At 71.0% G+C, this 23,601-nt stretch carries 28 protein-coding genes, 2 tRNA genes and 2 pseudogenes; 18 read left to right on the forward strand and 14 right to left on the reverse strand.

Features of this window, described 5'->3' with window-relative positions:
* Positions 1-7 precede the first annotated feature (7 nt).
* Entirely contained in the window at positions 8-1,048 is a 1,041-nt protein-coding gene (locus ACFYZQ_RS22370; RefSeq protein ID WP_389150315.1) for an adenosine deaminase, read from the forward strand.
* Here ACFYZQ_RS22370 and ACFYZQ_RS22375 read toward each other — a convergent pair.
* Both ACFYZQ_RS22375 and ACFYZQ_RS22380 read right to left on the reverse strand, forming a co-directional pair.
* The gene (locus ACFYZQ_RS22375) at positions 993-1,706 is read right to left on the reverse strand and encodes a hypothetical protein (protein ID WP_389150316.1); all 714 of its coding nucleotides are present in this window, start codon (positions 1,704-1,706) and stop codon (positions 993-995) included. The two genes, ACFYZQ_RS22370 and ACFYZQ_RS22375, sit on opposite strands and share 56 nt — an antisense overlap.
* Entirely contained in the window at positions 1,703-2,299 is a 597-nt protein-coding gene (locus ACFYZQ_RS22380; RefSeq protein ID WP_389150425.1) for a TetR/AcrR family transcriptional regulator, read from the reverse strand. The genes ACFYZQ_RS22375 and ACFYZQ_RS22380 overlap by 4 nt, the downstream gene beginning before the upstream one ends.
* Before the next feature lie 134 nt (positions 2,300-2,433).
* Here ACFYZQ_RS22380 and ACFYZQ_RS22385 point away from each other — a divergent pair, with 134 nt between their 5' ends.
* Complete coding sequence (locus ACFYZQ_RS22385; RefSeq protein ID WP_389150319.1) at positions 2,434-3,066, forward strand: NAD(P)-dependent oxidoreductase; 633 nt, start codon at positions 2,434-2,436, stop codon at positions 3,064-3,066.
* 15 nt (positions 3,067-3,081) lie between these two features.
* Here the strand turns inward: ACFYZQ_RS22385 and ACFYZQ_RS22390 are convergent, their stop codons facing one another.
* The 4 genes from ACFYZQ_RS22390 to ACFYZQ_RS22405 all read right to left on the reverse strand — a co-directional run bounded on the left by ACFYZQ_RS22390 (position 3,082) and on the right by ACFYZQ_RS22405 (position 7,058).
* Positions 3,082-4,137 (reverse strand): UDP-N-acetylmuramate dehydrogenase, encoded by a 1,056-nt coding sequence (locus ACFYZQ_RS22390; RefSeq protein ID WP_389150322.1) that lies wholly within the window; start codon positions 4,135-4,137, stop codon positions 3,082-3,084.
* A gap of 141 nt (positions 4,138-4,278) precedes the next feature.
* Positions 4,279-5,772, reverse strand: coding sequence for a DHA2 family efflux MFS transporter permease subunit (locus ACFYZQ_RS22395; RefSeq protein WP_389150325.1), 1,494 nt, complete (start codon positions 5,770-5,772; stop codon positions 4,279-4,281).
* Positions 5,773-5,865: 93 nt separating this feature from the next.
* On the reverse strand, positions 5,866-6,435 hold the full coding sequence (locus tag ACFYZQ_RS22400) for a TetR/AcrR family transcriptional regulator (RefSeq protein ID WP_389150328.1): 570 nt from the start codon (positions 6,433-6,435) through the stop codon (positions 5,866-5,868).
* 32 nt (positions 6,436-6,467) lie between these two features.
* Entirely contained in the window at positions 6,468-7,058 is a 591-nt protein-coding gene (locus ACFYZQ_RS22405; protein WP_389150331.1) for a CGNR zinc finger domain-containing protein, read from the reverse strand.
* Between the two features lie 38 nt (positions 7,059-7,096).
* On the opposite strand from ACFYZQ_RS22405, the gene ACFYZQ_RS22410 reads away from it, so the two are divergent.
* Positions 7,097-8,581, forward strand: a complete 1,485-nt coding sequence (locus ACFYZQ_RS22410; protein WP_389150333.1) for an MFS transporter — start codon at positions 7,097-7,099, stop codon at positions 8,579-8,581.
* A gap of 135 nt (positions 8,582-8,716) precedes the next feature.
* Here ACFYZQ_RS22410 and ACFYZQ_RS22415 read toward each other — a convergent pair whose 3' ends face one another.
* The 5 genes from ACFYZQ_RS22415 to ACFYZQ_RS22435 all read right to left on the reverse strand — a co-directional run bounded on the left by ACFYZQ_RS22415 (position 8,717) and on the right by ACFYZQ_RS22435 (position 10,153).
* A complete protein-coding gene (locus tag ACFYZQ_RS22415; RefSeq protein ID WP_389150336.1) occupies positions 8,717-9,145 on the reverse strand; it encodes a MaoC family dehydratase in 429 nt (142 codons plus the stop codon).
* Positions 9,146-9,152: 7 nt separating this feature from the next.
* Positions 9,153-9,608: a MaoC family dehydratase N-terminal domain-containing protein gene (locus ACFYZQ_RS22420; protein WP_389150339.1), complete on the reverse strand. Its 456-nt coding sequence runs from the start codon at positions 9,606-9,608 to the stop codon at positions 9,153-9,155.
* A gap of 100 nt (positions 9,609-9,708) precedes the next feature.
* Positions 9,709-9,873: a 50S ribosomal protein L33 gene (gene rpmG, locus ACFYZQ_RS22425; RefSeq protein ID WP_003948671.1), complete on the reverse strand. Its 165-nt coding sequence runs from the start codon at positions 9,871-9,873 to the stop codon at positions 9,709-9,711.
* 88 nt (positions 9,874-9,961) lie between these two features.
* Positions 9,962-10,034 (reverse strand) — tRNA-Met (locus tag ACFYZQ_RS22430).
* Between the two features lie 46 nt (positions 10,035-10,080).
* A tRNA-Thr gene (locus ACFYZQ_RS22435) sits at positions 10,081-10,153 on the reverse strand.
* A gap of 252 nt (positions 10,154-10,405) precedes the next feature.
* On the opposite strand from ACFYZQ_RS22435, the gene ACFYZQ_RS22440 reads away from it, so the two are divergent.
* Both ACFYZQ_RS22440 and ACFYZQ_RS22445 read left to right on the forward strand, forming a co-directional pair.
* Positions 10,406-11,686, forward strand: coding sequence for an amidohydrolase family protein (locus ACFYZQ_RS22440; protein WP_389150427.1), 1,281 nt, complete (start codon positions 10,406-10,408; stop codon positions 11,684-11,686).
* Between the two features lie 122 nt (positions 11,687-11,808).
* The gene (locus ACFYZQ_RS22445; RefSeq protein WP_389150342.1) at positions 11,809-12,465 is read left to right on the forward strand and encodes an NAD(P)H-binding protein; all 657 of its coding nucleotides are present in this window, start codon (positions 11,809-11,811) and stop codon (positions 12,463-12,465) included.
* Positions 12,466-12,507: 42 nt separating this feature from the next.
* Here ACFYZQ_RS22445 and ACFYZQ_RS22450 read toward each other — a convergent pair whose 3' ends face one another.
* A complete protein-coding gene (locus tag ACFYZQ_RS22450; RefSeq protein WP_388798412.1) occupies positions 12,508-12,720 on the reverse strand; it encodes a hypothetical protein in 213 nt (70 codons plus the stop codon).
* A gap of 549 nt (positions 12,721-13,269) precedes the next feature.
* On the opposite strand from ACFYZQ_RS22450, the gene ACFYZQ_RS22455 reads away from it, so the two are divergent.
* The 3 genes from ACFYZQ_RS22455 to ACFYZQ_RS22465 all read left to right on the forward strand — a co-directional run bounded on the left by ACFYZQ_RS22455 (position 13,270) and on the right by ACFYZQ_RS22465 (position 15,273).
* On the forward strand, positions 13,270-13,917 hold the full coding sequence (locus ACFYZQ_RS22455; RefSeq protein WP_389150345.1) for a hypothetical protein: 648 nt from the start codon (positions 13,270-13,272) through the stop codon (positions 13,915-13,917).
* Between the two features lie 31 nt (positions 13,918-13,948).
* Positions 13,949-14,506: a SigE family RNA polymerase sigma factor gene (locus tag ACFYZQ_RS22460; protein ID WP_389150348.1), complete on the forward strand. Its 558-nt coding sequence runs from the start codon at positions 13,949-13,951 to the stop codon at positions 14,504-14,506.
* Between the two features lie 284 nt (positions 14,507-14,790).
* On the forward strand, positions 14,791-15,273 hold the full coding sequence (locus ACFYZQ_RS22465) for a hypothetical protein (protein WP_389150351.1): 483 nt from the start codon (positions 14,791-14,793) through the stop codon (positions 15,271-15,273).
* Positions 15,274-15,611: 338 nt separating this feature from the next.
* Here ACFYZQ_RS22465 and ACFYZQ_RS22470 read toward each other — a convergent pair whose 3' ends face one another.
* Together ACFYZQ_RS22470 and ACFYZQ_RS22475 are read right to left on the reverse strand one after the other, a co-directional pair.
* Complete coding sequence (locus ACFYZQ_RS22470; RefSeq protein ID WP_389150354.1) at positions 15,612-15,971, reverse strand: hypothetical protein; 360 nt, start codon at positions 15,969-15,971, stop codon at positions 15,612-15,614.
* 496 nt (positions 15,972-16,467) lie between these two features.
* Positions 16,468-16,935, reverse strand: coding sequence for a hypothetical protein (locus ACFYZQ_RS22475; protein WP_389150357.1), 468 nt, complete (start codon positions 16,933-16,935; stop codon positions 16,468-16,470).
* 274 nt (positions 16,936-17,209) lie between these two features.
* On the opposite strand from ACFYZQ_RS22475, the pseudogene ACFYZQ_RS22480 reads away from it, so the two are divergent.
* From ACFYZQ_RS22480 to ACFYZQ_RS22525, 10 genes and pseudogenes are all read left to right on the forward strand, one after another.
* Positions 17,210-17,560: pseudogene (locus tag ACFYZQ_RS22480) on the forward strand (protein spdB); the annotation flags it as partial.
* On the forward strand, positions 17,560-17,907 hold the full coding sequence (locus ACFYZQ_RS22485) for an RRQRL motif-containing zinc-binding protein (RefSeq protein ID WP_389150360.1): 348 nt from the start codon (positions 17,560-17,562) through the stop codon (positions 17,905-17,907). The pseudogene ACFYZQ_RS22480 and the gene ACFYZQ_RS22485, both read left to right, overlap by 1 nt.
* A 2-nt stretch (positions 17,908-17,909) precedes the next feature.
* Positions 17,910-18,227: a hypothetical protein gene (locus ACFYZQ_RS22490; protein ID WP_389150363.1), complete on the forward strand. Its 318-nt coding sequence runs from the start codon at positions 17,910-17,912 to the stop codon at positions 18,225-18,227.
* Between the two features lie 2 nt (positions 18,228-18,229).
* On the forward strand, positions 18,230-18,400 hold the full coding sequence (locus tag ACFYZQ_RS22495) for a pRL2-8 (RefSeq protein ID WP_389150366.1): 171 nt from the start codon (positions 18,230-18,232) through the stop codon (positions 18,398-18,400).
* A gap of 2 nt (positions 18,401-18,402) precedes the next feature.
* Entirely contained in the window at positions 18,403-18,594 is a 192-nt protein-coding gene (locus tag ACFYZQ_RS22500; RefSeq protein WP_389150369.1) for a hypothetical protein, read from the forward strand.
* A 96-nt stretch (positions 18,595-18,690) separates the two neighbouring features.
* Positions 18,691-20,817, forward strand: coding sequence for an FtsK/SpoIIIE domain-containing protein (locus ACFYZQ_RS22505; RefSeq protein WP_389150372.1), 2,127 nt, complete (start codon positions 18,691-18,693; stop codon positions 20,815-20,817).
* Positions 20,818-21,025: 208 nt separating this feature from the next.
* The gene (locus ACFYZQ_RS22510) at positions 21,026-21,502 is read left to right on the forward strand and encodes a hypothetical protein (protein ID WP_389150375.1); all 477 of its coding nucleotides are present in this window, start codon (positions 21,026-21,028) and stop codon (positions 21,500-21,502) included.
* A gap of 89 nt (positions 21,503-21,591) precedes the next feature.
* On the forward strand, positions 21,592-22,149 hold the full coding sequence (locus ACFYZQ_RS22515; protein ID WP_389150378.1) for a DNA methylase: 558 nt from the start codon (positions 21,592-21,594) through the stop codon (positions 22,147-22,149).
* On the forward strand, positions 22,146-22,994 hold the full coding sequence (locus ACFYZQ_RS22520) for a bifunctional DNA primase/polymerase (protein ID WP_389150381.1): 849 nt from the start codon (positions 22,146-22,148) through the stop codon (positions 22,992-22,994). Before ACFYZQ_RS22515 ends, ACFYZQ_RS22520 begins: the two co-directional genes overlap by 4 nt.
* Before the next feature lie 2 nt (positions 22,995-22,996).
* Positions 22,997-23,601, forward strand: a pseudogene (locus tag ACFYZQ_RS22525) (ATP-binding protein); the annotation flags it as partial.

Raw genomic sequence — 23,601 nt, forward strand, 5'->3', positions numbered from 1 at the left:
TCCTCCAATGGAGCGTGTACGTGATGTCTCTGAGCTGCCGAAAGCCCATCTGCACCTGCACTTCACCGGGTCGATGCGGCCCACCACCCTGCTGGAACTGGCCGACAAGTACGGCGTGCGCCTGCCCGAGGCGCTCACCGACGCCCTGACCAGCGGGGAGCCGCCGAGGCTGCGGGCGACGGACGAACGGGGCTGGTTCCGCTTCCAGCGGCTCTACGACGCGGCGCGCTCGTGCATCAGAAATCCGGAGGACATCCAGCGGCTGGTGCGGGAGGCGGCCGAGGAGGACCTCGGGGACGGCTCGGGCTGGCTGGAGATCCAGGTGGACCCGACCTCGTACGCGCCCCGGCTGGGCGGCCTGATCCCGGCGCTGGAGATCATCCTGGACGCGGTGGAGACCGCTTCGCGGGACACCGGCATCGGCATGCGGGTGCTGGTGGCGGCGAACCGGATGAAGCACCCCCTGGACGCGCGCACCCTGGCCCGGCTGGCGGTGCGGTACGCCGACCGGGGTGTGGTCGGTTTCGGGCTGTCGAACGACGAACGCCGGGGCTTGGCGCGGGACTTCGACCGGGCGTTCGCCATCGCCAGGGACGGCGGTCTGCTGTCGGCCCCGCACGGCGGGGAGCTGACCGGCCCTTCCTCGGTGCGGGACTGCCTGGACGACCTGCACGCGAGCCGGATCGGTCACGGCGTGCGCGCGGCGGAGGACCCGCGGCTGCTGAAGCGGCTCGCCGACCGGGGCGTGACCTGCGAGGTGTGCCCGGCGTCGAACGTGGCCCTGGGCGTGTACGAGAAACCGGAGGACGTTCCGCTGCGCACGCTCTTCGAGGCGGGGGTTCCGATGGCGCTGGGCGCCGACGACCCCCTGCTCTTCGGCTCCCGGCTGGCCGCCCAGTACGAGATCGCCCGCCGGCACCACGACTTCACGGACGCCGAACTGGCCGAACTGGCCCGGCAGTCGATCCGGGGTTCGGCGGCGCCGGAGGAGGTCAGGGCCCGGCTGCTGGCCGGGGTGGACGACTGGCTCGCCGGCCCGGCCGCCTGAACCGGACGTGGTAGGGATCCCGCCTGTAGCAGATCAGCACCTCCACGGGATGCCCGCCGCCGGGCGGCTGGGCCAGCACCGGGAGCCCGGACATCAGCACCGGGTACCCCTTGGCGACACCTTTCTGGCGCGGCCCCCAGCCCGCCGCCTGCGCGAATTCCGTGGCGGTGTGGGCGAAGACGTCCCGGCTGCCGAAGAGGAAGAAGGTGCGGGCGTGCGTGGTGTGCCGCAGTTCTTCGCGGAAGTCCGCGCGTTCCCACCGCTCGCGCAGGGACGCGGCGTCGCGGGCGGTGCGCGCCTCGTCGGTGCGGACGGTCAGCGGGGTGCCCTGGCGCAGTTTCCCGCGTAACTCGGGCCACTGGCTGGGGCGCAGGCCGAGCGTGTGGTGGGCCAGGACGAGGTCGACCGGCTCACCCCTGCCCTCGTCGGGCGGGGCTCCGTCGCGCAGGGGCACGTGGACGATCGTGCGGCGGGAGCAGGCAGCGAAGGAGAACAGGCCGGCGAGCCGGCTGAGCCCGTCGTGATCGCCCTCCAGCAGTCCGATCGGGAGCGGCTCCGGGGCGCGCAGCCAGGTGTGGCGCAGGGGCTGCCAGGGCTGGACGACCCGGTGCAGGTACGGGCCGGTGCGGGGCCGGAACTGGCGCAGTCTCAGCCTCATGCGGCGATTCCGCTCAGCAGCGTGCGGGCGAGCCGTCGGGCGAAGTCGTCCACCTGGGGCGGCTCGACGTCGCGGGTGGCGTCGTAGGCGAAGGCCCGTTGCGCGCAGGCCCCCAGGAGGAGGGACGCGGCCGCGAAGGTGTCCGCGTCGGGGTGGATCCGGCCGGCGGCCTGTTCGGCGCGGAGATAGGCGTCGAGGCCCTCGATGGGCAGGTGCGGGCCCGATCCCATCTCCCGCATGGCGTCGTCGTGCCGTTTCTTGAGCTGGGTCTCGGCGTAGAGGGAGGCCGCGATCGGGAAGCTCTGCTCGTAGAACAGGGCGGCCTGCCGGGCGATCTCGGTGAGGTTGTCCTCGAGGGGGTTCCGGCCCGGTTCGGCGGTGAGCCCGCTCAGCAGCGGAGTGAGCCCCGGCAGTCGTTCCCGGAGGACCTCGATGAACAGCTCCTCCTTGCCGGTGAAGTGCTTGTAGAGCGCCGCCTCGGAGCAGCCTGCCGCCTTGGCGATCTCCTTGGTGGTGGCACGCGCGAGCCCGACGGTGAGCATCAGCTCGTGGGCGGCGTCGAGGATGCGGACGCGGGCCGGTTTCTGCTGCATGGCGCCCAAGGATCGCATGGTGTCTCCCAGGGAGCTTGACGGTTGGTGAGTGCTTACCCACCCTAGGGGACAGGACGGTGAGTGAATACTCACCCACCGGAGCCGCTTCGACGGACAACACGTAGGGGTACGCCATGGATCTCACCGTTTTCGGTGCCACCGGAGGAATCGGGCAGGAGGTCGTCCGTCAGGCGCTCGCCGCGGGGCACCGGGTCACCGCGGTGGTGCGCGACCCGGCCCGGCTCGATGTGACCGGTGCGGCCCTGGAGGTGTTCCGCGCCGACCTCGCCGACCCCGAGGCGATACGCCCCGCGGTCACCGGCCGGGACGCCGTCCTGTCGGGCCTGGGCCCACGGAGCCGCAAGGACGCCGGGGTGGCGGCCCGGCTGACCCGTACGGTTCTGCGGGCCATGGAGGCCGAGGGCGTGCGGCGGGTGCTCGTGGTGAGCGCGGCTCCCGTCGGGCCCGAGCCGGAGGGCGACGGCTTCCTCGACAGGGGCGCGCGCGGGATCGTGTCGGCGCTGCTGAAGGACGTCTACGCCGACCTGCGGGAGATGGAGGACGAGCTGGCCCGCAGTGGCACGGACTGGACGTCCGTACGGCCGCCACGGCTGCAGGACAAGCCCCTCACCGGTTCGTACCGGACGGTCGTCGGCGGTTTCCCGCCCCGGGGCCGTTTCATCGCGCGGGCGGACGTGGCCCACGCGATGCTGCGGATGATCGAGGACCCGGGGACGGTGAAGCAGGGAGTGGGGGTGGCGTACTGACCGCCCCGGGCGGGCCTACAGGCTCACGCCCACCGTCACCGGCTCGTTGACCAGCGTGATGCCGAAGGCATCGCGGACTCCGGCGACGACCTCGCGGGCGAGGGCCAGCAGGTCCTCGGTGGTGGCGCCGCCCCGGTTGGTGAGGGCGAGGGTGTGCTTGGTGGAGATGCGGGCGGGTCCGGTGCCGTACCCCTTGGTGAAGCCCGCCTTGTCGATCAGCCAGGCGGCCGAGGTCTTGGTGTGGCCCTCGCCCGCGGGGTAGGCCGGCGGCTCTGTGCCGTCGCCGAGCCGCTCCCGCACGCGCGCGCGGAAGGCGTCGAACCGGGCGTCCTCGAGGATCGGGTTGGTGAAGAACGATCCGGCCGACCAGGTGTCGTGGTCGTCGGGGTCCAGGACCATGCCCTTCCCGGCGCGCAGCTTCAGGACGGTCTCGCGGGCGGCGGCGAGCGGCACCCTCTCACCGGGCTCGACGCCGAGCGCGCGGGCCGCCTCGGCGTACCTGACCGGCGCCGACAGCCCGTCCGCGTCCTGCAGACGGAAGCGGACGCGCAGCACCACGTAGCGCTCGGGGTCGGCCTTGAAGCGGCTGTGCCGGTAGGAGAAGGCGCACTCCTCGTTCGTCAGCGTGACCGTCTCGTGGGCCCGGCGGTCGTAGGCGATCACCTCGGTGATGACCGAGGAGACCTCCTGGCCGTACGCACCGACGTTCTGGATCGGTGTCGCGCCCGCCGAGCCCGGGATCCCGGCCAGGCACTCGATGCCCGCGAGCCCGGCCTCCACGGTGCGGGCGACCGCGTCGGTCCACACCTCGCCCGCGGCCAGCTCCAGTGTGCCGTCCCGCAGTTCGAAGCCGGTGGTGGCGATGCGCAGGGCCGTGCCGTCGAAGCCCTTGTCGCCGATGACCAGGTTGGAGCCGCCTCCGATGACCAGCAGCGGTGTGCCGGCGGCGTCGGCCTCGCGGACGGTGTCGATCACCTCGGCATCGGTGGTGGCGGTGACCAGCCGGGCCGCGGGGCCGCCCAGCCGGAAGGTGGTCAGCGGGGCGAGGGGGGCGTCGTGGAGTTCCTGCACGCGCTCAAGACTACGAGACGGCACCGACAGCCCCGTCCGCTCGCCCCGTGCGTACCCGTGGCGGAACCTCCACGCGCGCGTACGGCCCCGTCGGCGGGACGGGGCCGTACGCACGCGTGGAGTGGGTGGCGGGGGGCGGGGTCAGTGGGCGGCGGGCTGCAGAGCGGGCTCACCGGTCTGCTCGCCGGCCTGGTCCCCGGTCTGCCGGCCGACCCGCTCGCCGGTCCGGTCACCGGTCGCCTCCGCGGCGCGGGAGGCGCTGCGCCGGGCGGGGATCGCCAGGGCCGCGAGCGCCGCGAGGGCGACCACCGCGGAGCCGGTCACGAGGGCGGGCCGCAGCCCGTCGACGAAGTTCTGTGCGGACTCGTAGCCGCCCTGTGCCGAGAAGATCGAGGACATGACCGCGACACCGAGGGCTCCGCCGACCTCGCGCAGCGCGTTGTTGGCGCCGGAGGCGATGCCCTGTTCCTGCGTGCGGACGCTGGACATCACCAGGTTGGCGGCCGGGGCGAAGAACAGGGCCATGCCGATGCCGCTGACGATGAGGCCGGGCAGCTGTGCGGCGTAGGAGACGTGGGTCGTGTCCACGACGGCCAGGTAGCCCAGCCCGACTGCCTGGAGGAACAGTCCGGCGGCCACGACCGGGCGGCCGCCGATGCGGTCGGAGAGGATGCCGGCGATCGGTGCTACGAGCATCGGCATCCCGGTCCAGGGCAGCATCCGGAGGCCGGCCTCGGTGGGCGAGTAGCCGAGCACGCCCTGCATGTACTGGCTGAGCAGGAAGATCGAGCCGAACATGCCGAGGAACATCAGCAGGCTGGCGGCGTTGATGCCGGCGAAGGCGCGGGAGCGGAAGAGCCGCATGGGGAGCATCGGGTTCTCGGCGCGGGAGCCGTGCACCACGAACCCGGCCAGCAGCGCGGTGCCGGCGAGCAGCCCGGTGAGGACGACGGAGTCGGTCCAGCCGTCGGCGGGCCCGCGGACCAGGCCGTAGACGACCCCGAAGAGGCCGCCGCTGGCGAGCAGGGTGCCGGGGAGGTCGAGCCGTGCGCCGGCGCCGTAGGACTCGGCGAGACGCAGACGGGCGAGCGGCAGCAGGGCGACGCCCAGCGGCACGTTCAGCCAGAAGATCCAGTGCCAGGAGATGTGTTCGGTGAGACTGCCGCCGATCAGCGGCCCGGAGGCGACCGCGAGACCGTTGACGGCGCCCCAGATGCCGTACGCCATCCCGCGCTTGGCGGCGGGCACGGCCGCGGTCAGCAGGGTCAGTGTGAGCGGCATCATCACGGCCGCGCCGGCGCCCTGGACCGCACGGGCGGCGATGAGGGAGCCGATGCCGGGCGCCATGGCGGCGGCCGCGGAGGCACCGGTGAATACGGTGAGCCCGGCGAGGAAGAGCCGTCGGCGGCCGAAGCGGTCACCGAGCGCCGCTCCGAACATCAGCAGGACGGCGAAGGTGAGCGTGTAGGCGCTCACGGTCCATTCCAGGTCGTCCAGCGCGCCGCCCAGGTCCTGGCGGATCGAGGGCAGTGCGGTGGTGACGACGAGGTTGTCCAGGGCCGCCATGAATCCGGCGACGCTGGTGATGACGAGGGCCCAGGCGGCTCCCCCGCGACGTGCGCTCTGCTGTTGCATCTCTCCCCCAGGGAGTGCTCGCGATGTGTCGATTAGTTATCACTGACTAACTTTCGCGGGCAAGCGGCGACGGCGCCGCCCCCTCGCCCCGCGCTACTTCTCCAGCCGGCCCGTCACCCGCGCCGACGGGTACAGCCCCTCCCATACCCGGTGCTGGGGAGGAAACCCCATCGCCACCAGGCAGTTGACCAGCATCCCGTACGCCATGAAGGTGGTCGTCTCGTTCACGTCGGCGCCGAGCGGCAGATGCACGACGTCCCACAGGCGCATCCAGCCGGCCCGCACGGACTCACCGAAGGCGGTGTCGCCCTCCTCCTCGGCCGCCGCGACCGCGACGTACATCTGCATCTGCATCATCAGCCGCTCGGGCCGCTCCTCGATGACCCGGATGTACGCGGTCGCCATGGCATGCAGGGCCTCTTCGCCCTTCAGTCCGTCGGCAGCCTCCGCGAAGGTACGGATGGTCTCCTCCATGCAGCGCTCGGCCGCCGCGAGGAAGATCGCCTTCTTGCCCGGGAAGAGCCGGAAGAGATACGGCTGCGAGACTCCGACCCGTCTGGCGATCGCCTCGGTGGACGTCCCGTGATAGCCGCCCCGCGCGAACTCGCTCATCGCCGCACGGACGACGCTCTCGCGCCTCTCTTCTGCGCTCATCCTGACCATGGCATTAAGTTAGTACTCAATCACTAACTACGTCAAGGGGTCTGGGGGTCCGGCCGTGAACGACGGTGGGCCGCGACCCGCTCACGAGTCGCGCAGCGCCGGGAGCAGTACCGGCGCTCGGGGCCCCGTCCCTGCGTGATGAAGACGTTCTCGCAGGCGGGCGAGGAGCAGATCCGGCCGGGTGGGCGCTGGCGGTCCCATACGAGGACGGCGAGCGCCAGACAGGAGGACGCGAGGAGCCACTCGCCCCAGGGGGCGTCGTCGTCGCGGTCGAGATGCGGATGCCAGGGCGTGCCACCCCCCTGCGAGGTCAGCCGCAGTGGCCCGGCGCACTCCTGGAGAAGACGGTTGAGGGTGGCGGCGGCCGCGTCCACGTGGTCGGCGGCGAACACCTCGCGGAGCAGCATGGCGGCCGCCCGCATCCGCCGGACGTCCTGGGCGGTCAGGGGCGGGTGGCCGGTCTCGCCGTACTCGCGCAGTACGGCGGCGACCGCGTCCGCATCAGGGACCGGGTCGCCGGTCAGGGCGTTGACCAGGGCGGCGGAGCGGCGGGCGTTGACCAGCACGGAGTGACGGGTGGACCAGTCGGGGGCGCGGGACGGCATGGCGGGAACGTAACGCATATTGAGCACTTTTGCGTTGCCTGCGTAACGTCGGCCGGATGAAAACGCGTTACACGGGTGTCCACCCGGGCGTCTACCTGGCGGGAGCGACGGCCGCCCGCACCGGCGACGAGATGTCCGGCCCGGCGCTGCTTCTGGCCGCTCTCGCGGCCGCCGGACCGGCCGCAGAGGCGTCGTCGCTGCTCGCGGCCGTGGCGGCCGCGGCGGCGGTGGGCGGCCCCGTACTCGGGGTGTTCCTCGACCGGTCGGCGCGACCGGGCCGTCTGCTGGCGGTCGCGCTGACCCTGCACGCGGCCGGACTGCTGCTGGTCCTCTCGGCACTGGGGCGCCTGCCGTACGCCCTCGCGCTCGTGACCGCCGTCGGCACCGGCCTGTTCGGGCCCGCCCTGTCGGGCGGCTGGACCGCCCAACTGCCCCGCGTCGCCCCGCCGGAGAGGCTGGCGCGCGCCACCGCCCTCGACGCCATGACCTTCGGCGCCGCGGCCCTCACCGGCCCCGCCCTCGCCGGCACCACGGCGGAGCTCCTGGGGGCCCCGGCCGCGGTACTGCTGTCGGCGACACTCATCGCCGCGGCGCTGCCGGTCGCCTGGACACTGCCGGGGCGGCGAACGGTGGCGGGGCGGATTCCGCACCGGGGCACAGCGGTGGGGGGCGTCCCGCATCGAAGCGGGGCGATGGAGCAGGTTCCGCACCGAAACGCGGGGGCGGGCGGCGATCCGCGCCGTTACGCGGAGGCGGGCGGCAATCCGCACCGAAACACCGCGACGGACAGCGACCCGCACCAACGCACCGCGGCGGGCGGCGATCCACACCGAAACACCGCGACGGACAGCGACCCCCACCAAAGCACCGCGGCGAGACGGGTACCGCCCCGAAACACCGCGACGGACAGCGACCCGCACCAACGCACCGCGGCGAGACGGGTACCGCCCCGAAGCACGGTGTTGGGCGACCTCGCGGCCGGTGTGCGCTGCATCGGGCGCAGCCCGTCCCTGGCCGGGGCCACGCTGACGTCGGTCGCTTCCTGCGCGGCGCAGGGCGTGCTGATCACCTGTACGCCGTTACTCGGGACACGGTTCCTCGGTGGAGCCGGGCGCGGCGCGTTGCTGCTCTCCGGGATCGCCGTCGCGTCCCTCGCCGCGAACGCCGTCCTCGCCCACTCCCCCGGCCGCCGGCTTCCCCCGGACGCGGTGGTCCGCATCGGCGCGCTGCTCCAGGCCGCCGCCCTCGCCCTGGCCGCGACCGGCCGCCCGGCACTGCTGGCCGCCACGGTCGTGCTCGCCGGCACCGGAGAGGGACCACAGCTCACGGCACTGTTCGCGGTACGGCACCGGGAGGCGCCGGAGCGGTTGCGCAGCCAGGTCTTCACCACCGGCGCCAGCCTGAAGATCGCTGGCTTCGCCCTGGGCGCGGCGGTCGCGGGCCCGATGGCCGACTGGTCGCTGCAGGGTGCCCTGCTCACGGCGGCCGGTCTGCACGTCGCCGGGGCGCTGTTCGGCAAGTGCGGGACATACGGCACGTAAGGAGCACCCAAGACGCAAGGAACACCCGACAGAGAAAGAGCACCCGACGGGGAAGGGACGGGACACCCGACAGGTAAGGGGCACCCGCCCAGGCGGATGCCCCTTACCTCTGCCGTCCGTCTTCTGGCCGGGTGCTCAGGCGAGCCGTACGACCGCCCGGGACATCCCGAGTACCTTCTGCCCGGCGCTGGTCGCCGTCAGGTCGACGCGGACGGTGTTGTCGTCGAGCTTGGCCGCCACCTTGGCGCTGACCTCGATCGTGGCGCCCTGGTCGTCGTTCGGGACGACGACGGGCTTGGTGAAGCGGACGCCGTACTCGACGACGGCGCCCGGGTCCCCGACCCAGTCGGTGACCACGCGGACCGCCTCCGCCATGGTGAACATGCCGTGCGCGATGACGTCCGGCAGGCCCACCTCCTTGGCGAACTTCTCGTTCCAGTGGATCGGGTTGAAGTCCCCGGAGGCACCCGCGTACCGCACGAGGGTGGCACGGGTCACAGGGAAGGTCTGCGCCGGCAGTTCGGTGCCGACCTCGACGTCCTCGTATGCGATCTTCGCTGTCATCGCTTCCTCACGCCTCCGCGTCCGCCGCACGGGCCACGAGCTTGGTCCAGGCGGTCACGACGTGCTCGCCCGCCTCGTCGTGGACCTCGCCGCGGATGTCCAGGATGTCGTTGCCCGCGAGGGACTTGATCCCCTCGATCGTCGAGGTGACCGTGAGCCGGTCGCCTGCGCGCACCGGGCGGGTGTAGGCGAACTTCTGGTCGCCGTGCACGACCCGGCTGTAGTCGAGGCCGAGCTGGGGGTCCTCGATGACCTGCCCCGCGGCCTTGAAGGTGATCGCGAAGACGAAGGTCGGCGGGGCGATCACATCGGGGTGGCCGAACGCCTTGGCGGTCTCCGCGTCCGTGTACGCCGGATTGCTGTCCCCCACCGCCTCGGCGAACTCGCGGATCTTCTCCCGGCCCACCTCATAGGGCTCGGTGGGCGGGTAGGTCCGCCCCACGAAGGACTGGTCGAGCGCCATGGGCTCGGCACCTCCTGCTTGCTCTACTGACCGGTACGGGTCGTTCAACGACGTGAGGCCGCCCCCGACACTCGGGGACGGCCTCACGTACGAGCCTGATTTATCGCGTCTCGCGGTGCGCTGTGTGCGCGTTGCAACGCGGGCAGTGCTTCTTCATCTCAAGACGGTCCGGGTTGTTACGCCGGTTCTTCTTGGTGATGTAGTTCCGCTCCTTGCACTCCACGCAGGCCAGCGTGATCTTCGGGCGGACGTCGGTGGCAGCCACGTGAGTGCTCCTTGACGAACGGGTAGGTTATTCAACGCAAGAAAGAGTAGCCGATTGAAGGACCGACCCCGCAATCGGCTACTGTGTGTAGCGGTGACCGGACTTGAACCGGTGACACAGCGATTATGAGCCGCTTGCTCTACCGACTGAGCTACACCGCTGCGATGCGATCAGCTCCCGCCTCACGGCGGGAACCTCTCCCATCAGAGCCCCAATACGGAATCGAACCGTAGACCTTCTCCTTACCATGGAGACGCTCTGCCGACTGAGCTATTGGGGCGAGCGATGAAGACATTACACGCTCGGCTGCCGTTCACCCAAATCCATTGCGGGCGACCGACCCGCACCCGTCCGGCAGGGCTCTCCCGGCCTCGTAGGCCCCTCCCGCATGCCCTACGACCAGCACCGCCCGCGACGGACCACGCCGGTACGACTATTGCGCTCCTCCCCGCCAGGCTCGACTCGCCGCCCTAGGCTCGTCTCACTCTGCGTGATCATGCCCCGCCACGCAGCCCCGAACCCCTGGAGCGCGATGCCCGAGAGCCAGCCGCAGCCGCCTTCCTCGTCGTCGGACCCGTCGTCCCGCTCCCCGGGCTCGCCGGGGCAGCCCGATGCCGCGCCCCTCCTGCTGTGCGGGGCACGGCTGACCGACGGCCGGACCGTGGACGTACGGCTGGGCGGCGGTCGCATCGAGGCGGTCGGTACGGCCGGCAGCCTCGCGCCGGGACCGGCCCGGGCCGGCTTCGCGCGCGTGGACCTCGCCGGGTATCTGCTGCTCCCGGCCCCGGCCGAGCCGCACGCCCACGGCGACACGGCCCTGTCGGCCGAGAGCGACGGCCCGGTCTCGTACGCCCCCGACGACGTCCAGCGCCGGGCCACCGAGGCCGCCCTGCTGCAGCTCGGCCACGGGGCGACGGCGCTGCGGGCGCACGTGCGCGTCGGCGACGTCCAGGGCCTGGGCGCACTGACCGCCGTACTGCGGGCACGGCGCTCGCTGCGCGGACTGGTGGAGCTGACGGCCGTGGCCGTGCCGCGCGTGCTGACCGGGGTGGCGGGGACGGACGGGCTGGCGATACTGCGGGACGCGATGAAGATGGGCGCCTCCGTGGTGGGCGGATGTCCGGATCTGGACCCTGATCCGACCGGCTACGTGGAGGCGGTGCTGGAGATCGCCTCCGAGCACGGCTGCCCGGTCGACCTGCACACGGACGCCGCCGACCCGGCCCGTCTGTCCCGGCTCGCGGCCATGGCGGGCGGCCTGCGCCCCGGCGTGACACTCGGCCCGTGCGCCGGGCTGGCCCGGCTGCCCACCGAGGCGGCCGCACGCATCGCGGACCGGCTCGCGGCGGCCGGCGTGACCGTCGTCTGCCTGCCCCAGGGGGGCTGCGGCAGCGTCGAGGGACTCGGCACGGCGCCGGTACGGCTGCTGCGTGCGGCCGGGGTCCGGGTGGCGGCCGGCAGCGGCGCGCTGCGGGACGTGTGCAACCCGGTGGGGCGCGGCGACCCCCTGGAGGCGGCCTACCTGCTGGCCTCCCGGCACGGTCTGCGCCCCGAGGACGCCTACGACACGGTCAGCGCCTCCGCCCGCGCGGTGCTCGGCCTGCCCGAGGTGCGTGTCGAGGCCGGTTTCCCCGCCGAGCTGCTCGCCGTGCGCGGCGACCACCTCGCCGCGGCGCTGTCCCTGGCGTACAGCCGCATCGTGGTGCACCGGGGGCGTGTGGTGGCCCGGACCAGCGCGGTGCGCGAGTACTGCAACTCGGCCGCGGCGGCGGAACTGGGGCTGCCGCGGCAGGGCCGGGGCGAGCTGTCCTGAGCGGCGGCCGGACCGGGCCGGTGGCCGGACCGGTGATCGCGCCGGGCCGGGCCGGTGACCGCCGGTGCGGCAGAGCCGAAGTCGTGCGGCGGATGCGTCCCTTCGGGCGTACGGTCGGAAACATGCGCATTGTCATCGCTGGTGGTCATGGTCAGATCGCGCTGCGGTTGGAGCGGTTGCTCGCCCTGCGCGGATACGAGGTGGCGGGCATCATCCGCAAGGCGGAACAGGGCAACGACCTGCGGGAGCTGGGCACCGAACCGGTTCTGCTCGACCTGGAGTCGGCGTCGGTGGAGGAGGTCGCGGCGTATCTGCAGGGCGCGGACGCGGCGGTCTTCGCGGCGGGCGCCGGCCCGGGCAGCGGCACGACCCGCAAGGAGACGGTGGACAAGGGTGCCGCCGTGCTGTTCGCGGACGCCGCCGTGCGGGCGGGCGTACGCCGTTTCGTGGTCGTCTCCTCCATGGGCGCGGATCCGGCCCACCAGGGCGACGAGGTCTTCGACGTGTACCTGCGCGCCAAGGGCGAGGCCGACGCCTACGTCCGTGGCCTGGACGCCCTGGACTGGACGATCCTGCGCCCGGGTTCGCTGACGGACGACGCCGGTACCGGCCTGGTCCGTCTGGAGGCGCACACCGGTCGCGGCCCTGTCCCGCGTGACGACGTGGCGGCCGTCCTGGTGGAACTCGTGGAGACCCGGGCGACGGCGGGCCTGACGCTGGAGCTGATCAGCGGGTCGACTCCGGTGACGGTGGCGGTGAAATCCGTTGCCGGAAATTGAGGTTGACTGCTTGACATTCGTTTCCGAGCGAGCGGGCGGCGCTCAGAACAGGGGCAGCTGCCCGGGGAAGTCCGGCACCTCGTACCCGTCCAACGACGGCTGAACGGCGCCGAGTTCCGCCTGCCGCCGGGACCCGGAACACGACACGAGCTCCCCGCTGCGCCGCTCGCCGGGCGGGTCGTGCCGCGCGAAGCGTCCCGCGACGACGGCGATTTCGCGGCGGCACACAGGGCAGGTTCTGCGACGGGATGACATGCGGTCAGTGTCCCCCGTGACGAGAACGGCGTACCGGCCGGAGTCACAGCCCCTGTGCGATCACCGACGTTCGGGCGACGAGGGAGATCAGAGGCCTCAGCCGCGCACTTGGGAGAACTCGCCATAGCGGGCGTCGGCCCATCCCAAGGAGCGTCTGTTTCCGTTCTGATCACCTTCGGCGCCTCCTTCGCGATCGTGGCGGACGGCCACCGCACGCATGCACGAGGAGCCGATCCGAGGGGCATCCACCAGGAGACGGGTGACCTCATCGGGGCCGACCTGAGGGACACGGTCATGGCGGGCGCCCGCTTCCCGGGCCCGAGCAAGTGGGGATGCCGCGAAGCGATGTCCCGCGGCGTGCAACCTGCTGTGAGTGTTTGGGAGTACCTACGGGCGGACGTCCAAGCAGCGGCCACCGCTCCCGGTGGGCGCCGCAGGTCGGCACGCGGGCCCGGCGCGCCGGCCGTCGACGACCGCCCGGCGTGGCGCCGGGCGGCAGCGTAGAAGGAGAAATGCTCCGTGGCTCTCAGTTTTGCCAGGAAGGCAGTCATGGCGACCGTCGCAGTCGCCGCGCTCGGAGGGGTGTCGTTCGCTGCCTCCGCGAGTGAGGCGGCGTCGGGCCCGACGGTCCACCCGGCGTCCGCACCGGCCTCCGGCGTCGCCAAGAGGTCTGCCTCCGCTCACCGGCAGGTGCCGCAGGTGGTCACACAGGAGATCGGCAGCGGCCGAGTGGACGGGCACCGCTGGTCGGTGGCGCTGGAGTTCCACCGGACACTGCCCAAGGACTACACCCTGCCCACACTCCACGACGGAACAAAGACACAGGGCACATCACTGCTGTGCCAGCGCATGTACATCGGCGGCGTCCGCATCGACCACCAGGGCGGCCCCTGGGCCGACTGCCAACCCGTCACCGGAACACAGGACCCCCACGCCTCAGGCGAAATGGGACTCTGGGGCCTGCACGACAAAGGCCTCAGCGGCAGCCGGCTCATGGTCTCCAACCCCGAAGCCGACGTCGCCTACGGCGTGATCTCCCTCACCGACGGAACCCAGGTCAAAGCCACCACCGTCACCCTCCCCGGCACCACCTACCGCGCCTGGGCCGCCCCCATCCCCAACGGACAGACCATCACCGCGGTCGACCAGTACGACACCCACGACAACCGACTCACCCACGACACCAACTGGCACTGACCAGCCAGACGAAGGACGGGCACCTCCTGCTGTGCAGCCAAGTGACCGCAAGGCCGCGGACAGCGGACCGGACTCGGAGTTCACCCGGTTCGTAGCCTCCCGTTGGCGGGCCCTGACCCACACCGCGTACCTCCTCACCGGCGACTTCCACGAAGCGGAAGACCTGGTGCAGACGACGCTGACGAGGGTGTACCCGCACTGGCAGCGGCTGGAACCGGAGCGCGCCGAACACTACGTTCGCCGAGCACTGGTCAACACCAACCGCAGTCGGCACCGCCGCCGCAGGATCACCCACCTCCTTCTCCCCTCGCTGCCCGACACCGGCCCCGTGCACGACGAGGGGGCCGGTGTCGGAGGCGTGGACGTGTACGACACCCTGGCTCGCGAGCTCGCCGACCTGCCCGAGCGACAGCGAGCGGTCGTGGTGCTCCGCTACTGCGAGGATCTGTCCGTCGAGGAAGTGGCAGACTTGCTCGGCTGCTCGGTCGGCACCGTGAAGAGCCAGGCGTCCCGGGCCCTGGCCAAGCTGCGCAGCCGGTCGACCCTCGCCTGCAACTACCCGCACAGCCGCCCCGCAGAGGCACGATGATCCCAGACCACGGCCATGAAGACTGGGCACGCGCAGCCTTCGCCCGGTCACGCGAGGCCTACCCCTCGTCCCAGGCCCCCGTCGACCAGATCCTGACGGCCGCGCGGGCCCGCAGAAACCGCCGCCGTGCCGCGACTGCCGTGGTGAGTGCTGCCTGCGTCCTGGGCCTCGGCCTGATGGCTGCGGTCCTGAAGCCACCGCCTGGTGAAGTCGGCCCTGCGCGCCGGCCCTCGCCCGTCGCGAGCTCACCCCGCACCCCGACTCCTGGCACGGTCCGTGCCAGGGTGGCCGAGGGGACGACAGACGGGCACCGCTGGTCGGTGGCGCTGGAATTCCACCGGACACTGCCCAAGGACTACACCCTGCCCACACTCCACGACGGAACAAAGACACAGGGCACATCACTGCTGTGCCAGCGCATGTACATCGGCGGCGTCCGCATCGACCACCAGGGCGGCCCCTGGGCCGACTGCCAACCCGTCACCGGAACACAGGACCCCCACGCCTCAGGCGAAATGGGACTCTGGGGCCTGCACGACAAAGGCCTCAGCGGCAGCCGGCTCATGGTCTCCAACCCCGAAGCCGACGTCGCCTACGGCGTGATCTCCCTCACCGACGGAACCCAGGTCAAAGCCACCACCGTCACCCTCCCCGGCACCACCTACCGCGCCTGGGCCGCCCCCATCCCCAACGGACAGACCATCACCGCGGTCGACCAGTACGACACCCACGACAACCGACTCACCCACGACACCAACTGGCACTGACCGCCACCGTCTGCAGTTCTGAAACCCTGCATTCCAGGGGGTCACGCCTGCGAACGCCAAGACCGAGGCTCCGCCTACGGCACAGTCCGCTGATCGCCCGTGAGCACGACAAGGGGCCCGTGACCTGCAGTTCGCAGGTCACGGGCCCCTCGTTCCCGTGTGGCGGCGCCAGGATTCGAACCTGGGAAGGCTGAGCCGGCAGATTTACAGCGGGCCGCTTCCATCACCGGCTACCTGCGGGTTTGCCTCTACTTGCTGCTACTGGGGGACACCTGGGGGGAACAGAGGCCTCTTCGCCTCGGAGAAGGGTGACCGTTGACCTGTGGGCTAGCCCAAGGCTAGTTCGCTTGTCTCTCCCGGCATGTCAGCAAGACGGCCAGGGCTGGGGCCGTTCCAGCGGCGCTCCACCACAAGACGCCGGAAGCAAGCGACAGACGCTCTACATCACGCGTAAAAGCAAAGCTAAACGCGACCAGGACGAAAGGGAACATTGCAACGACCAGCCCGAATGCCGCGCTACGCCGCGCCAACTGCACCGCTCGTGCGTTACCTGCCGCCATACGGGCTCCCGCGACGATCAGCGCACTCCCCACAAGGAACAGCGCAACAGTGAGCGGACCGCTGGACACCGCTTCGACGATCGCGCCGACCGCTATCAAGAGAAACCAGACGCCAGCGAGCAACGGCACCACGAACATCGCGAAAGCTCCCCACACGCGGGACCGGTATGACATCGACGTTATACCGGTCCCGCGCCCGATTGGATCAGTTGCCGACTGGCACGGTCGGTTCAACCTCTACGTGCTCAACCGTTTGGCCATCCCCGTCTGTCTCGCTCCAGCGCTTCTCACCGGGAGCGGTCGGCACCGCCGAAGGATCCGCCTTCGGCTCAAAGAAGCGCGGGTTGACCTGCACCTCTCCCCCCTGGGCGTTCTTGAGTACCTCCCCGTCAGGCCCTACAACGGGCACGCTGTCGGGCATCTTGCTGTTGTCGACGGTCCCATCGGCGTTGACCCACGGAGGGTTGGGCGGCTCAGAGGTGCTGGGTGCCGACCCGTCCGACCCTGCACCCGCACCTGAGGCCGACGCCGACGCCGATATCGACACCCCACCGACCAGCAGAGCAGCAGTAGCGACGACGGCCGCTGCTATACCTCTTCTTTTCATGCTTTTCTCCAGGATGCTCGGGGTCGCTTATGGTTCGATGAAGTGCTTGCCGGACCACACACCGATATCGTTGCCGATCCACTTGCCGGCATAGTAGACCGCGCTGTAACCCGTGGTCGCGTAGTATCCGCCACCGCACGGCGGATAAAAGCCGAAGTCATACGAACCGGTCACCCGGGAAGTTTTCTTGCTGTTGAAGATGCCTGACAGGTATTGCCTACACACGGCCCATTTCCTGCCGGTCCACTTCCAGTACCTGTACCCTGTCGCCAGCTCACCAGGAGCCCGGTTCCACACCGCGATGCACGCTTGGGTCAACGGGATACCAGAGGAAGACAACCCCTCTGACTTGACGTAACCTCCCCGATGGGCGCCGTGAGAGACCTCGCCGTAGGTGTAGAGGCACTTTGACGAGTCATTGTTAGACCAGACCTCGTCGCGCTGGTAGACGACGTGTGCCTGCGCGCTGGTGGCAGTTACGACGGTGAGCAGCATTGCTGCGAGCAGGGCGAATAAGGCGCCCCTTACCCTGCCCGCTAAGTGCACACCCGCTCTCTTGGGGTTTTTCATTGAAACCCTTTCGCCATGATCAGGACAGATGGAATGCTACGCATAGGTCGCCGCTGGGCGTGAGGCATTTTCAGACAGTGAGCGTGGCCGAAGCGACCTGTCATCTTGCGGCTGCCCGCGTCGCGCTCCGTAGTGATCCCGTGAAAAAGAATGGGGGACTGCTGCATGATCGGGTGACAGCGGGGTTTATGCAGCCAGGGCACGCGTGCAGGCCAAGACCGCTGAGACCCTCGCCGGGGCGTGGTCGACGCTAGAAGCGGCCCGCAAGGGTGAGAGCACCGGACGGGCGCTGACCAGCGTGACGAGCCGCGTCACACCCGACGTCACGCCCTCGTGGGAACTCCCGGTGTGGGGCCCCTCGGAGCCGGTTGCCGCGCTTGAGTCGGCCCCCGCGCTCAGTGACGCGGCACTCGACACCTTGGTCGATGCGATCCGGCACAGCGAGGTCCCCGCCCTGTCCTACCGCGAGATGGCCACCCGCTTCCGCACGGCCGGCCACTCCGCCTCTGAAGTCCGCCTGCGGGCCGCATGGAAGCGCGTGGTGGCCTGATGGGGGCGCTGCCGGTGTTCCGGTGGCGCCTAGCCCCGGACGGATACGCCACCCGCCGACAGTTGCGGGCACGCGGTCTACGGCCCGGCGGTCAGGATGTGGCCGCTCAACTCGAACGGCCGCGCTGCCGTCGCCCGCCGCTGATCGCCTACCTCTACCGGGTCGACCTGGCCAAGCCGGTCCGGCCCATGTCGGACGCGCGTCGGGCGGCTCTGGCCAAGGCCAACGCCGCCCGCCGCACCTGCCCGCAGTGCCACCGCGATGCCGGATACGTCATCCCCGCCGCACTCGGCACCTGCGTTCCCTGCACCTACCCCGACCACTCCACATCCCCGAGGAGTACCTGACCATGGGCAAGCCCGACACACGCCGGCTCGACCGGGCGATCCAGGAGACGAACCGCAGGCTGGACGCGGTCCGCAAGCGGGAGCTGTGGCCGCTGGACGGCCGCGAGCGGCGCGCGATCCTGCGGGCCGCCGCCGGCGGCTCCTACAAGGTCGTCAGGGGCCGCAGCACCACCCGTGCCGAACAGCGCATCGACTCGGCATGGAGCGCGGCTGAGACGCGGCTGATCGCGGAGATCACCGCGCTGCGGATCGAGCGGCAGCAGGTCGTGCGCGAGGCCGCCAAGGCCAACGCCGCGAAGAAGTCCTCGGGGTGGTGGTGACCATGGACGCACAGCAGACGCCTGCGGGCGAGTGCCCGCAGTGCTGGCAGCACGCCCACGACCGCCGCGCACACCGCCACCTCGGCCCGCGCGAGGACTGCCCGCAGTGCGTGGACCACATACGCAACGGCCACCCCACCATCGTGCCCAAGACCGAATCGCGCTGGTGGTGAGCGTGTTCCGTACCGCGCCCGTTCTTGACTCGCACTTCCACTGCCCGGACTGCGGGCCGCTGGTCTTCGGCGTCACCCGGGCCATCTGCGGCCAGGTGATCCCCGCCCCGGTCGTCGGCAACGGCCCGGAACGCACGTGCCCGCCGTGCAAGGCCGCACTGCGCGCCCACAAGGCCGGCCACCGCCGCCGCTGAGCCTTGCTGCCCGTTCCCGCCCGCGCCGCTGCCCGGGCGGGGCCGGGCATGCCCAGACTTCCCGCCCCAACGGGGCAGACAGGAGAGCTACCCACCATGAGTGGCACCGTCGTTCACCTGCACAAAGACCCCACTCCCGACCCCGAACCGGCCCCCGTGACCACGCTGACCGTGGTCCCCGAACCCGCACCGGCCAAGCCGGTGCCGCTGTGGGTGCGCTCCGGCCGCGCCCTCAAGACCGCCGTCACGCACGAGACCACCAAGACGGCCGTCCGTGCGGTCGCCCGGCACGGCCTCTACACGTTCAACGGAGGCCGGATCGTGGCCCGCCGTACCTGGGACGGCCGCACCGGCGCCCGCTATGAGCGCATGCTCCGCGCGGCGGAAGCCGCGGGGAACCACGAGATCGCGGAGGAGTGGGAAGAGCGGTTGCAACGCTTCCGCGAGGCACGCCACCGCCGCCGCATGGACCTGCTCCACTCCCCGGTCGACGCGGCCAAGGGCATCGCCGTCGGCACCGGCATGAGCATCGGCGTACTGGTCGCCCTCGGAGTCGTGATGGCCCTCAACTCCAAGAACGTGGGGGACGTCATCACCCCGCTTCAGGCCACCATCGACTTCATCGCCACGCTCATCCGGATCGTGCAGATCGTATGGGGCCCGGCCATCACTATCGGCCCGTTCCTCGCCCTGCTCGCCCTGTGGGCCGTCGGCAGCAAGCAGCAGGCCGCACCGCAGTGGGCGCTGCCCGCCAACGTCCGCTCTGGCGAGGGTGAGCCGATCACGCCGTCCATCGTGGTCAAGGCCCTGCGGGATCTCGGGGTGCCCGCGCTGCGCAACGCGATCAAGGAGATGGGCGACGCCGGCGCGTCCATGCTCGGGCCGATCCGGATCGCCGGACGCGGCGTGGAAGTCGACGTGACGCTGCCCTCGGGGGTGGCGACGAACGAGGTGCAGCAGCGTCGGCGGAAGCTGGCGGAGAACCTGACGCGGCATGAGCACGAGGTGTTCATCGCGATCGCTGAGGCGGCCCGGACGGTGCGGCTGTGGATCGCCGACTCGGGTGCGCTGGACGAGCCGATCGGCCCGTCTCCGCTGGTCACCGACGAGACCATGACCGCCGACTACAAGAAGGGCAAGGCCCCTTGGGGGGAGGACCTGCGTGGGGATGCGGCAGAGCTGAGTGTGTATCAGCGGCACATGCTCGTCACGGGCCGCTCGAACCAGGGCAAGACCGCCGCGCTGCGTGCGCTCGCGTTGTGGCTGGCGCTGGACAAGTCGGTGCAGTTCTGGATCGCTGACCTCAAGGGCGTCGGGGACTGGAGCATGTTCCAGCGCATCGCCGCACTGCTGATCGAGGGACCCTCGGATAACCACGTGATCCAGGCGACCGAGATGGTCGAGGACGCCGTGACCGAGATGAACCGCCGGATCGAGGTACGCCGCACCGACCCGAAAGCGGACTTCCCCCCGCTGATCGTGCTGGTCGACGAGGCACAGAAGGCGTTCATGTGCCCGGCCGTCGACGACCAGAGGCGCCCCTACGGCGGCTCCAAGGCCACCAGCCGGTACTTCATGGCCGTCCGCACGATCCACAACCAGGGCCGCGCCGTGGACGTGCTGATGTGGCAGGGCACCCAGGACCCCACCGACCAGAACCTTCCCAAGCTGGTCCGCGAGGGCGCCCACACCCGCGCCTCCCTCGTCCTGGGCAGCGAATCACAGGCGAAGATGGCCCTCGGGGACAAGGCAGTCGAGGACGGGGCCGCCCCGCACCTGCTGCGCCAGGGCCTGGACAAGGGAACCCTGGTCGTCGCCTCGGACGGCATCACCATGCCCACGGGCCAGTCCTCCATCACGGTCCGCACCCACTTCATCGACGACGAACCAGCCGAAGCCATCGCCGACCGCGCCCGCGCACTCCGGGACGGCGTGACCACCCTGCACGTCGTCGACAAGGGCGAAGAGCGCGACGCCCTCGCCGATGTCGCCCACGTGATCGGCGACGCACCCCGCCTGCGGACCAACGAGGTACTCAAGCGGCTGCACGCCCTGGCCCCGGAGGTCTACGGCGACCAGTGGACCAACGACCGGCTCAAGAGCCTGTTGGAGGAGCACGGCGAGGAACCGAAGAAGTCGCACGGGGTCATGGTCATCCACCGCGATCACGTCCTGCGGGCGCTCGCCAACCGCGACGCGGACGGTTCCGCTTCCGCCTCCTGACCCCGGGGAGGCAAGCCGTTCCGGCCCGGGGAGGCGGGGAGAACTCCCCAACCCCCTCCCCACACCCGCCTCCCCCACGTTGATCAGCGAAAACACTGCCTCGGGGAGGCGGGGAGGCGCCCAGCTCAGACCCCCGAAAACCCCCTCCATAGCCCACCCGACAGGGGGTGCCCCAGCCTCCCCCGCCATGCGCCGGAAGGGATTCCGCATGTACCCCGAACACTCCGCCTACCTGCCCGCAGAACGAGCCGTAACCGTCCATCAGCCACAGCCCCTCGCCCCCTACGACCCGGGCCCGTCGATGGCACTGGACCCCTGCGGCGAGCGTCAGCCGGTGGTGTGGGTGCCCGACGCGTACGGGCGCATGGTCCCCATGCCCAAGCACCTCGCCCCCGCCCCGATCCCCGCCACCGAGCCGCGCGACCTGACCCCGCTCCCGCTCCTGGACCCCCTCGCCCAGCGCTTCCTGGGTGCCGGGCTCGGGGGCGGCGCCCTCGCCGCCGGCATTGGCTACGGGGTGGGCGAGGTCGTCAGCGCCGCGGCCGGAATCAGCGGCGGGGCTCTCGTGTGGGTCGCCGTGATCGTCCTCGCCCTGCGCACCCCCGCCCGCGCGATCAGCGGCGGCAAGGGCAGCACGGTCAACATCCGCAAAGCCGTCATCAAGCGCAGCCACTTCCACGGCTAGCTACGCCAAGGGCGACCCCCGCATCTCGCCAAAGAACTGGGATCGCCCTTGCCAGCCAGCATCCAACGACGGAACTGGAGACATCCAGCATGACCCAACCCATCGACATCCGGCGAGTACCGGACACCTTCCGACCCATCCGGGTGCTGGACGCCTACTCGTGCATCGGCGGCGCCACCAAGGGCACCAACCGCGCCCGGAACGCGGCCATCGGCCGGACCTACCCCCGACTGATCGCGCCGACCCGGGCCGCACTGGAGTCGACCGGGCGGCCGTACGTGATGGAGAACGTGGCCGGCTCCGAGGTCCGCAAAGACCTGCGCCTGTGCGGCGAGATGTTCGGCCTGGACGTCATCATGCACCGCTACTTCGAGTTGGGCGGCTGGTCGGCCCCGCAACCGGCGCACCCCCGCCACCGGGGCTACGTGCGCGGCTGGCGCCACGGCGTCTACCGCGAAGGTCCCTACGTCGCCGCGTACGGCCAGGGCGGCGGCAAGGCCACCGTGCAGGAGATCCGCGACGCCAAGGGCATCGACTGGTCGACCGATCACCTCCGACTGCGGGAGGCACTCCCGCCCGCCTACACCGAGTGGATCGCACACGCCTGGCTCGCCACCCTCGCCCCCACCCTGGAGGTGGCGGCATGAGCGAGACCCCCTACCCCCAACACACGGCGCTGAGCCTCGCCGCGTCCGGCGTGCCCGTGCTGCCCCTACGCCGGGGCAAAATCCCGTTCGGCAACTGCACGACGTGCACGGACAACGCATGCGGCGGCCGGTCGAACATGAAGACCCCGGGCCCGTGCCGGTGCCCCGGCGTCTGCCACGCCTGGGCCGCCGCCACCACCGACCCGGCCGTCATCGTCTCGCCCTCATGGGCGGCCGCGTGGCGACGGGCGGTGTGCGTCGGATACCACCCCGGCGGCGCCGGGCTGACCGTGGTCGACCTCGACACTCCCGCCGCCGTCCAGTGGGCCCGTGAGACCCTGCCCGCCACTCGGACCGTGCCCACCACCCGGGGCGAGCACTGGATCTACCAGGGCACCATGGCGTCCTCGAACGCGGTCCGGCCCGGCGTCGACATCAAGTCCCTTATGGCGTACGCCCGTTGGCTCGGTCCGGGCGTTGGCGCCACGAACGCTCTCCCGGACGCTGTGCGCGCCCTGGCAGTAAAGGAGCCGTACACGTCTCGTGGGGCGCCACAGGCGCTCTCAGTGCCTCTGAGGGGCCGCGGGAGCGAGTGCCGACACCGCACGCCCGCCTATCTGGACCGTGGGATTGCCATGGCCGTTGAGGGCATCACCGAGGCCCGTAGCGCGGTCCACGCGACCGTGTACCGGACGTTCCTGGCCGTGCTGTCCACGCATGGCCGGTGCGGCTGCCTCACCGACACCCACGTCGCACGACTGTTCACCGCCGCGCAGGCCAAGGGCGAATCCCCGCGGCACTGCGCGGACGCGTGGACCAACGCCCGCACCACGTTGGGACTGTGACCATGTCCGACGAGGACAAGACCCCCGCCCGCGAGATCATCACCGACTACGCACAGGCGCACTTCCGGTACTTCCGCACCGCAGACGGCACCGTGTACGCGCAGCGCAATGGCCACCCCGTGGCCCGCCCGATCCGCTCTCAGGGCACGACGGGAAGCCACCGGCAGGAACTCATGGTCGGACTGTTCAGGGACGGCATCGGCGTGTTCAACGGCACCGCCATGAAGGAGGCACTCGACCTGATCGAAGCGTTGGCGCTGACCGAGGACGTCCAGCCCGTGCACATCCGCGTCGCCCCCGGATACGACGGGGCCACATGGCTGGACTTGGGGCGCAGCGACGGGCAGTCCGTGCGTATCCACCCCACCGGATGGGACATCCGCACCCCGGACCCGCAGGACGTCTGCTGGCGGCGTACCCAGCTCACGGGGGAGCTGCCCTTGCCGGTCAAGGACACCGACGGCAAGGGCATCGATCTCCTGATGCGGCTGTGCAACTTCGCCACCGCGGAAACCGAGTGCCTGGCCATCGCCTGGCTCATCGGCTGCCTGGGCCCCGACGTGCCCGTCCCGGCCCCGTTCCTCACCGGCCCGCAGGGCGCCGGCAA

It is taken from the genome of Streptomyces sp. NPDC001843 (assembly GCF_042891955.1).
Taxonomy (GTDB): Bacteria; Actinomycetota; Actinomycetes; order Streptomycetales; family Streptomycetaceae; genus Streptomyces.

Excerpts from the sequence above, each read along its gene's own strand:
- ACFYZQ_RS22370 (WP_389150315.1), top strand. The coding sequence starts at position 8 with ATGGAGCGTGTACGTGATGTCTCTGAGCTGCCGAAAGCCCATCTGCAC.
- ACFYZQ_RS22375 (WP_389150316.1), bottom strand. The coding sequence starts at position 1,706 with ATGAGGCTGAGACTGCGCCAGTTCCGGCCCCGCACCGGCCCGTACCTG.
- ACFYZQ_RS22380 (WP_389150425.1), bottom strand. The coding sequence starts at position 2,299 with ATGCAGCAGAAACCGGCCCGCGTCCGCATCCTCGACGCCGCCCACGAG.
- ACFYZQ_RS22385 (WP_389150319.1), top strand. The coding sequence starts at position 2,434 with ATGGATCTCACCGTTTTCGGTGCCACCGGAGGAATCGGGCAGGAGGTC.
- ACFYZQ_RS22395 (WP_389150325.1), bottom strand. The coding sequence starts at position 5,772 with ATGCAACAGCAGAGCGCACGTCGCGGGGGAGCCGCCTGGGCCCTCGTC.
- ACFYZQ_RS22400 (WP_389150328.1), bottom strand. The coding sequence starts at position 6,435 with ATGGTCAGGATGAGCGCAGAAGAGAGGCGCGAGAGCGTCGTCCGTGCG.
- ACFYZQ_RS22405 (WP_389150331.1), bottom strand. The coding sequence starts at position 7,058 with ATGCGTTACGTTCCCGCCATGCCGTCCCGCGCCCCCGACTGGTCCACC.
- ACFYZQ_RS22410 (WP_389150333.1), top strand. The coding sequence starts at position 7,097 with ATGAAAACGCGTTACACGGGTGTCCACCCGGGCGTCTACCTGGCGGGA.
- ACFYZQ_RS22415 (WP_389150336.1), bottom strand. The coding sequence starts at position 9,145 with ATGACAGCGAAGATCGCATACGAGGACGTCGAGGTCGGCACCGAACTG.
- ACFYZQ_RS22420 (WP_389150339.1), bottom strand. The coding sequence starts at position 9,608 with ATGGCGCTCGACCAGTCCTTCGTGGGGCGGACCTACCCGCCCACCGAG.
- ACFYZQ_RS22440 (WP_389150427.1), top strand. The coding sequence starts at position 10,406 with ATGCCCGAGAGCCAGCCGCAGCCGCCTTCCTCGTCGTCGGACCCGTCG.
- ACFYZQ_RS22445 (WP_389150342.1), top strand. The coding sequence starts at position 11,809 with ATGCGCATTGTCATCGCTGGTGGTCATGGTCAGATCGCGCTGCGGTTG.
- ACFYZQ_RS22450 (WP_388798412.1), bottom strand. The coding sequence starts at position 12,720 with ATGTCATCCCGTCGCAGAACCTGCCCTGTGTGCCGCCGCGAAATCGCC.
- ACFYZQ_RS22455 (WP_389150345.1), top strand. The coding sequence starts at position 13,270 with ATGGCGACCGTCGCAGTCGCCGCGCTCGGAGGGGTGTCGTTCGCTGCC.
- ACFYZQ_RS22470 (WP_389150354.1), bottom strand. The coding sequence starts at position 15,971 with ATGTTCGTGGTGCCGTTGCTCGCTGGCGTCTGGTTTCTCTTGATAGCG.
- ACFYZQ_RS22475 (WP_389150357.1), bottom strand. The coding sequence starts at position 16,935 with ATGCTGCTCACCGTCGTAACTGCCACCAGCGCGCAGGCACACGTCGTC.
- ACFYZQ_RS22485 (WP_389150360.1), top strand. The coding sequence starts at position 17,560 with ATGGGGGCGCTGCCGGTGTTCCGGTGGCGCCTAGCCCCGGACGGATAC.
- ACFYZQ_RS22490 (WP_389150363.1), top strand. The coding sequence starts at position 17,910 with ATGGGCAAGCCCGACACACGCCGGCTCGACCGGGCGATCCAGGAGACG.
- ACFYZQ_RS22495 (WP_389150366.1), top strand. The coding sequence starts at position 18,230 with ATGGACGCACAGCAGACGCCTGCGGGCGAGTGCCCGCAGTGCTGGCAG.
- ACFYZQ_RS22505 (WP_389150372.1), top strand. The coding sequence starts at position 18,691 with ATGAGTGGCACCGTCGTTCACCTGCACAAAGACCCCACTCCCGACCCC.
- ACFYZQ_RS22510 (WP_389150375.1), top strand. The coding sequence starts at position 21,026 with ATGTACCCCGAACACTCCGCCTACCTGCCCGCAGAACGAGCCGTAACC.
- ACFYZQ_RS22515 (WP_389150378.1), top strand. The coding sequence starts at position 21,592 with ATGACCCAACCCATCGACATCCGGCGAGTACCGGACACCTTCCGACCC.
- ACFYZQ_RS22520 (WP_389150381.1), top strand. The coding sequence starts at position 22,146 with ATGAGCGAGACCCCCTACCCCCAACACACGGCGCTGAGCCTCGCCGCG.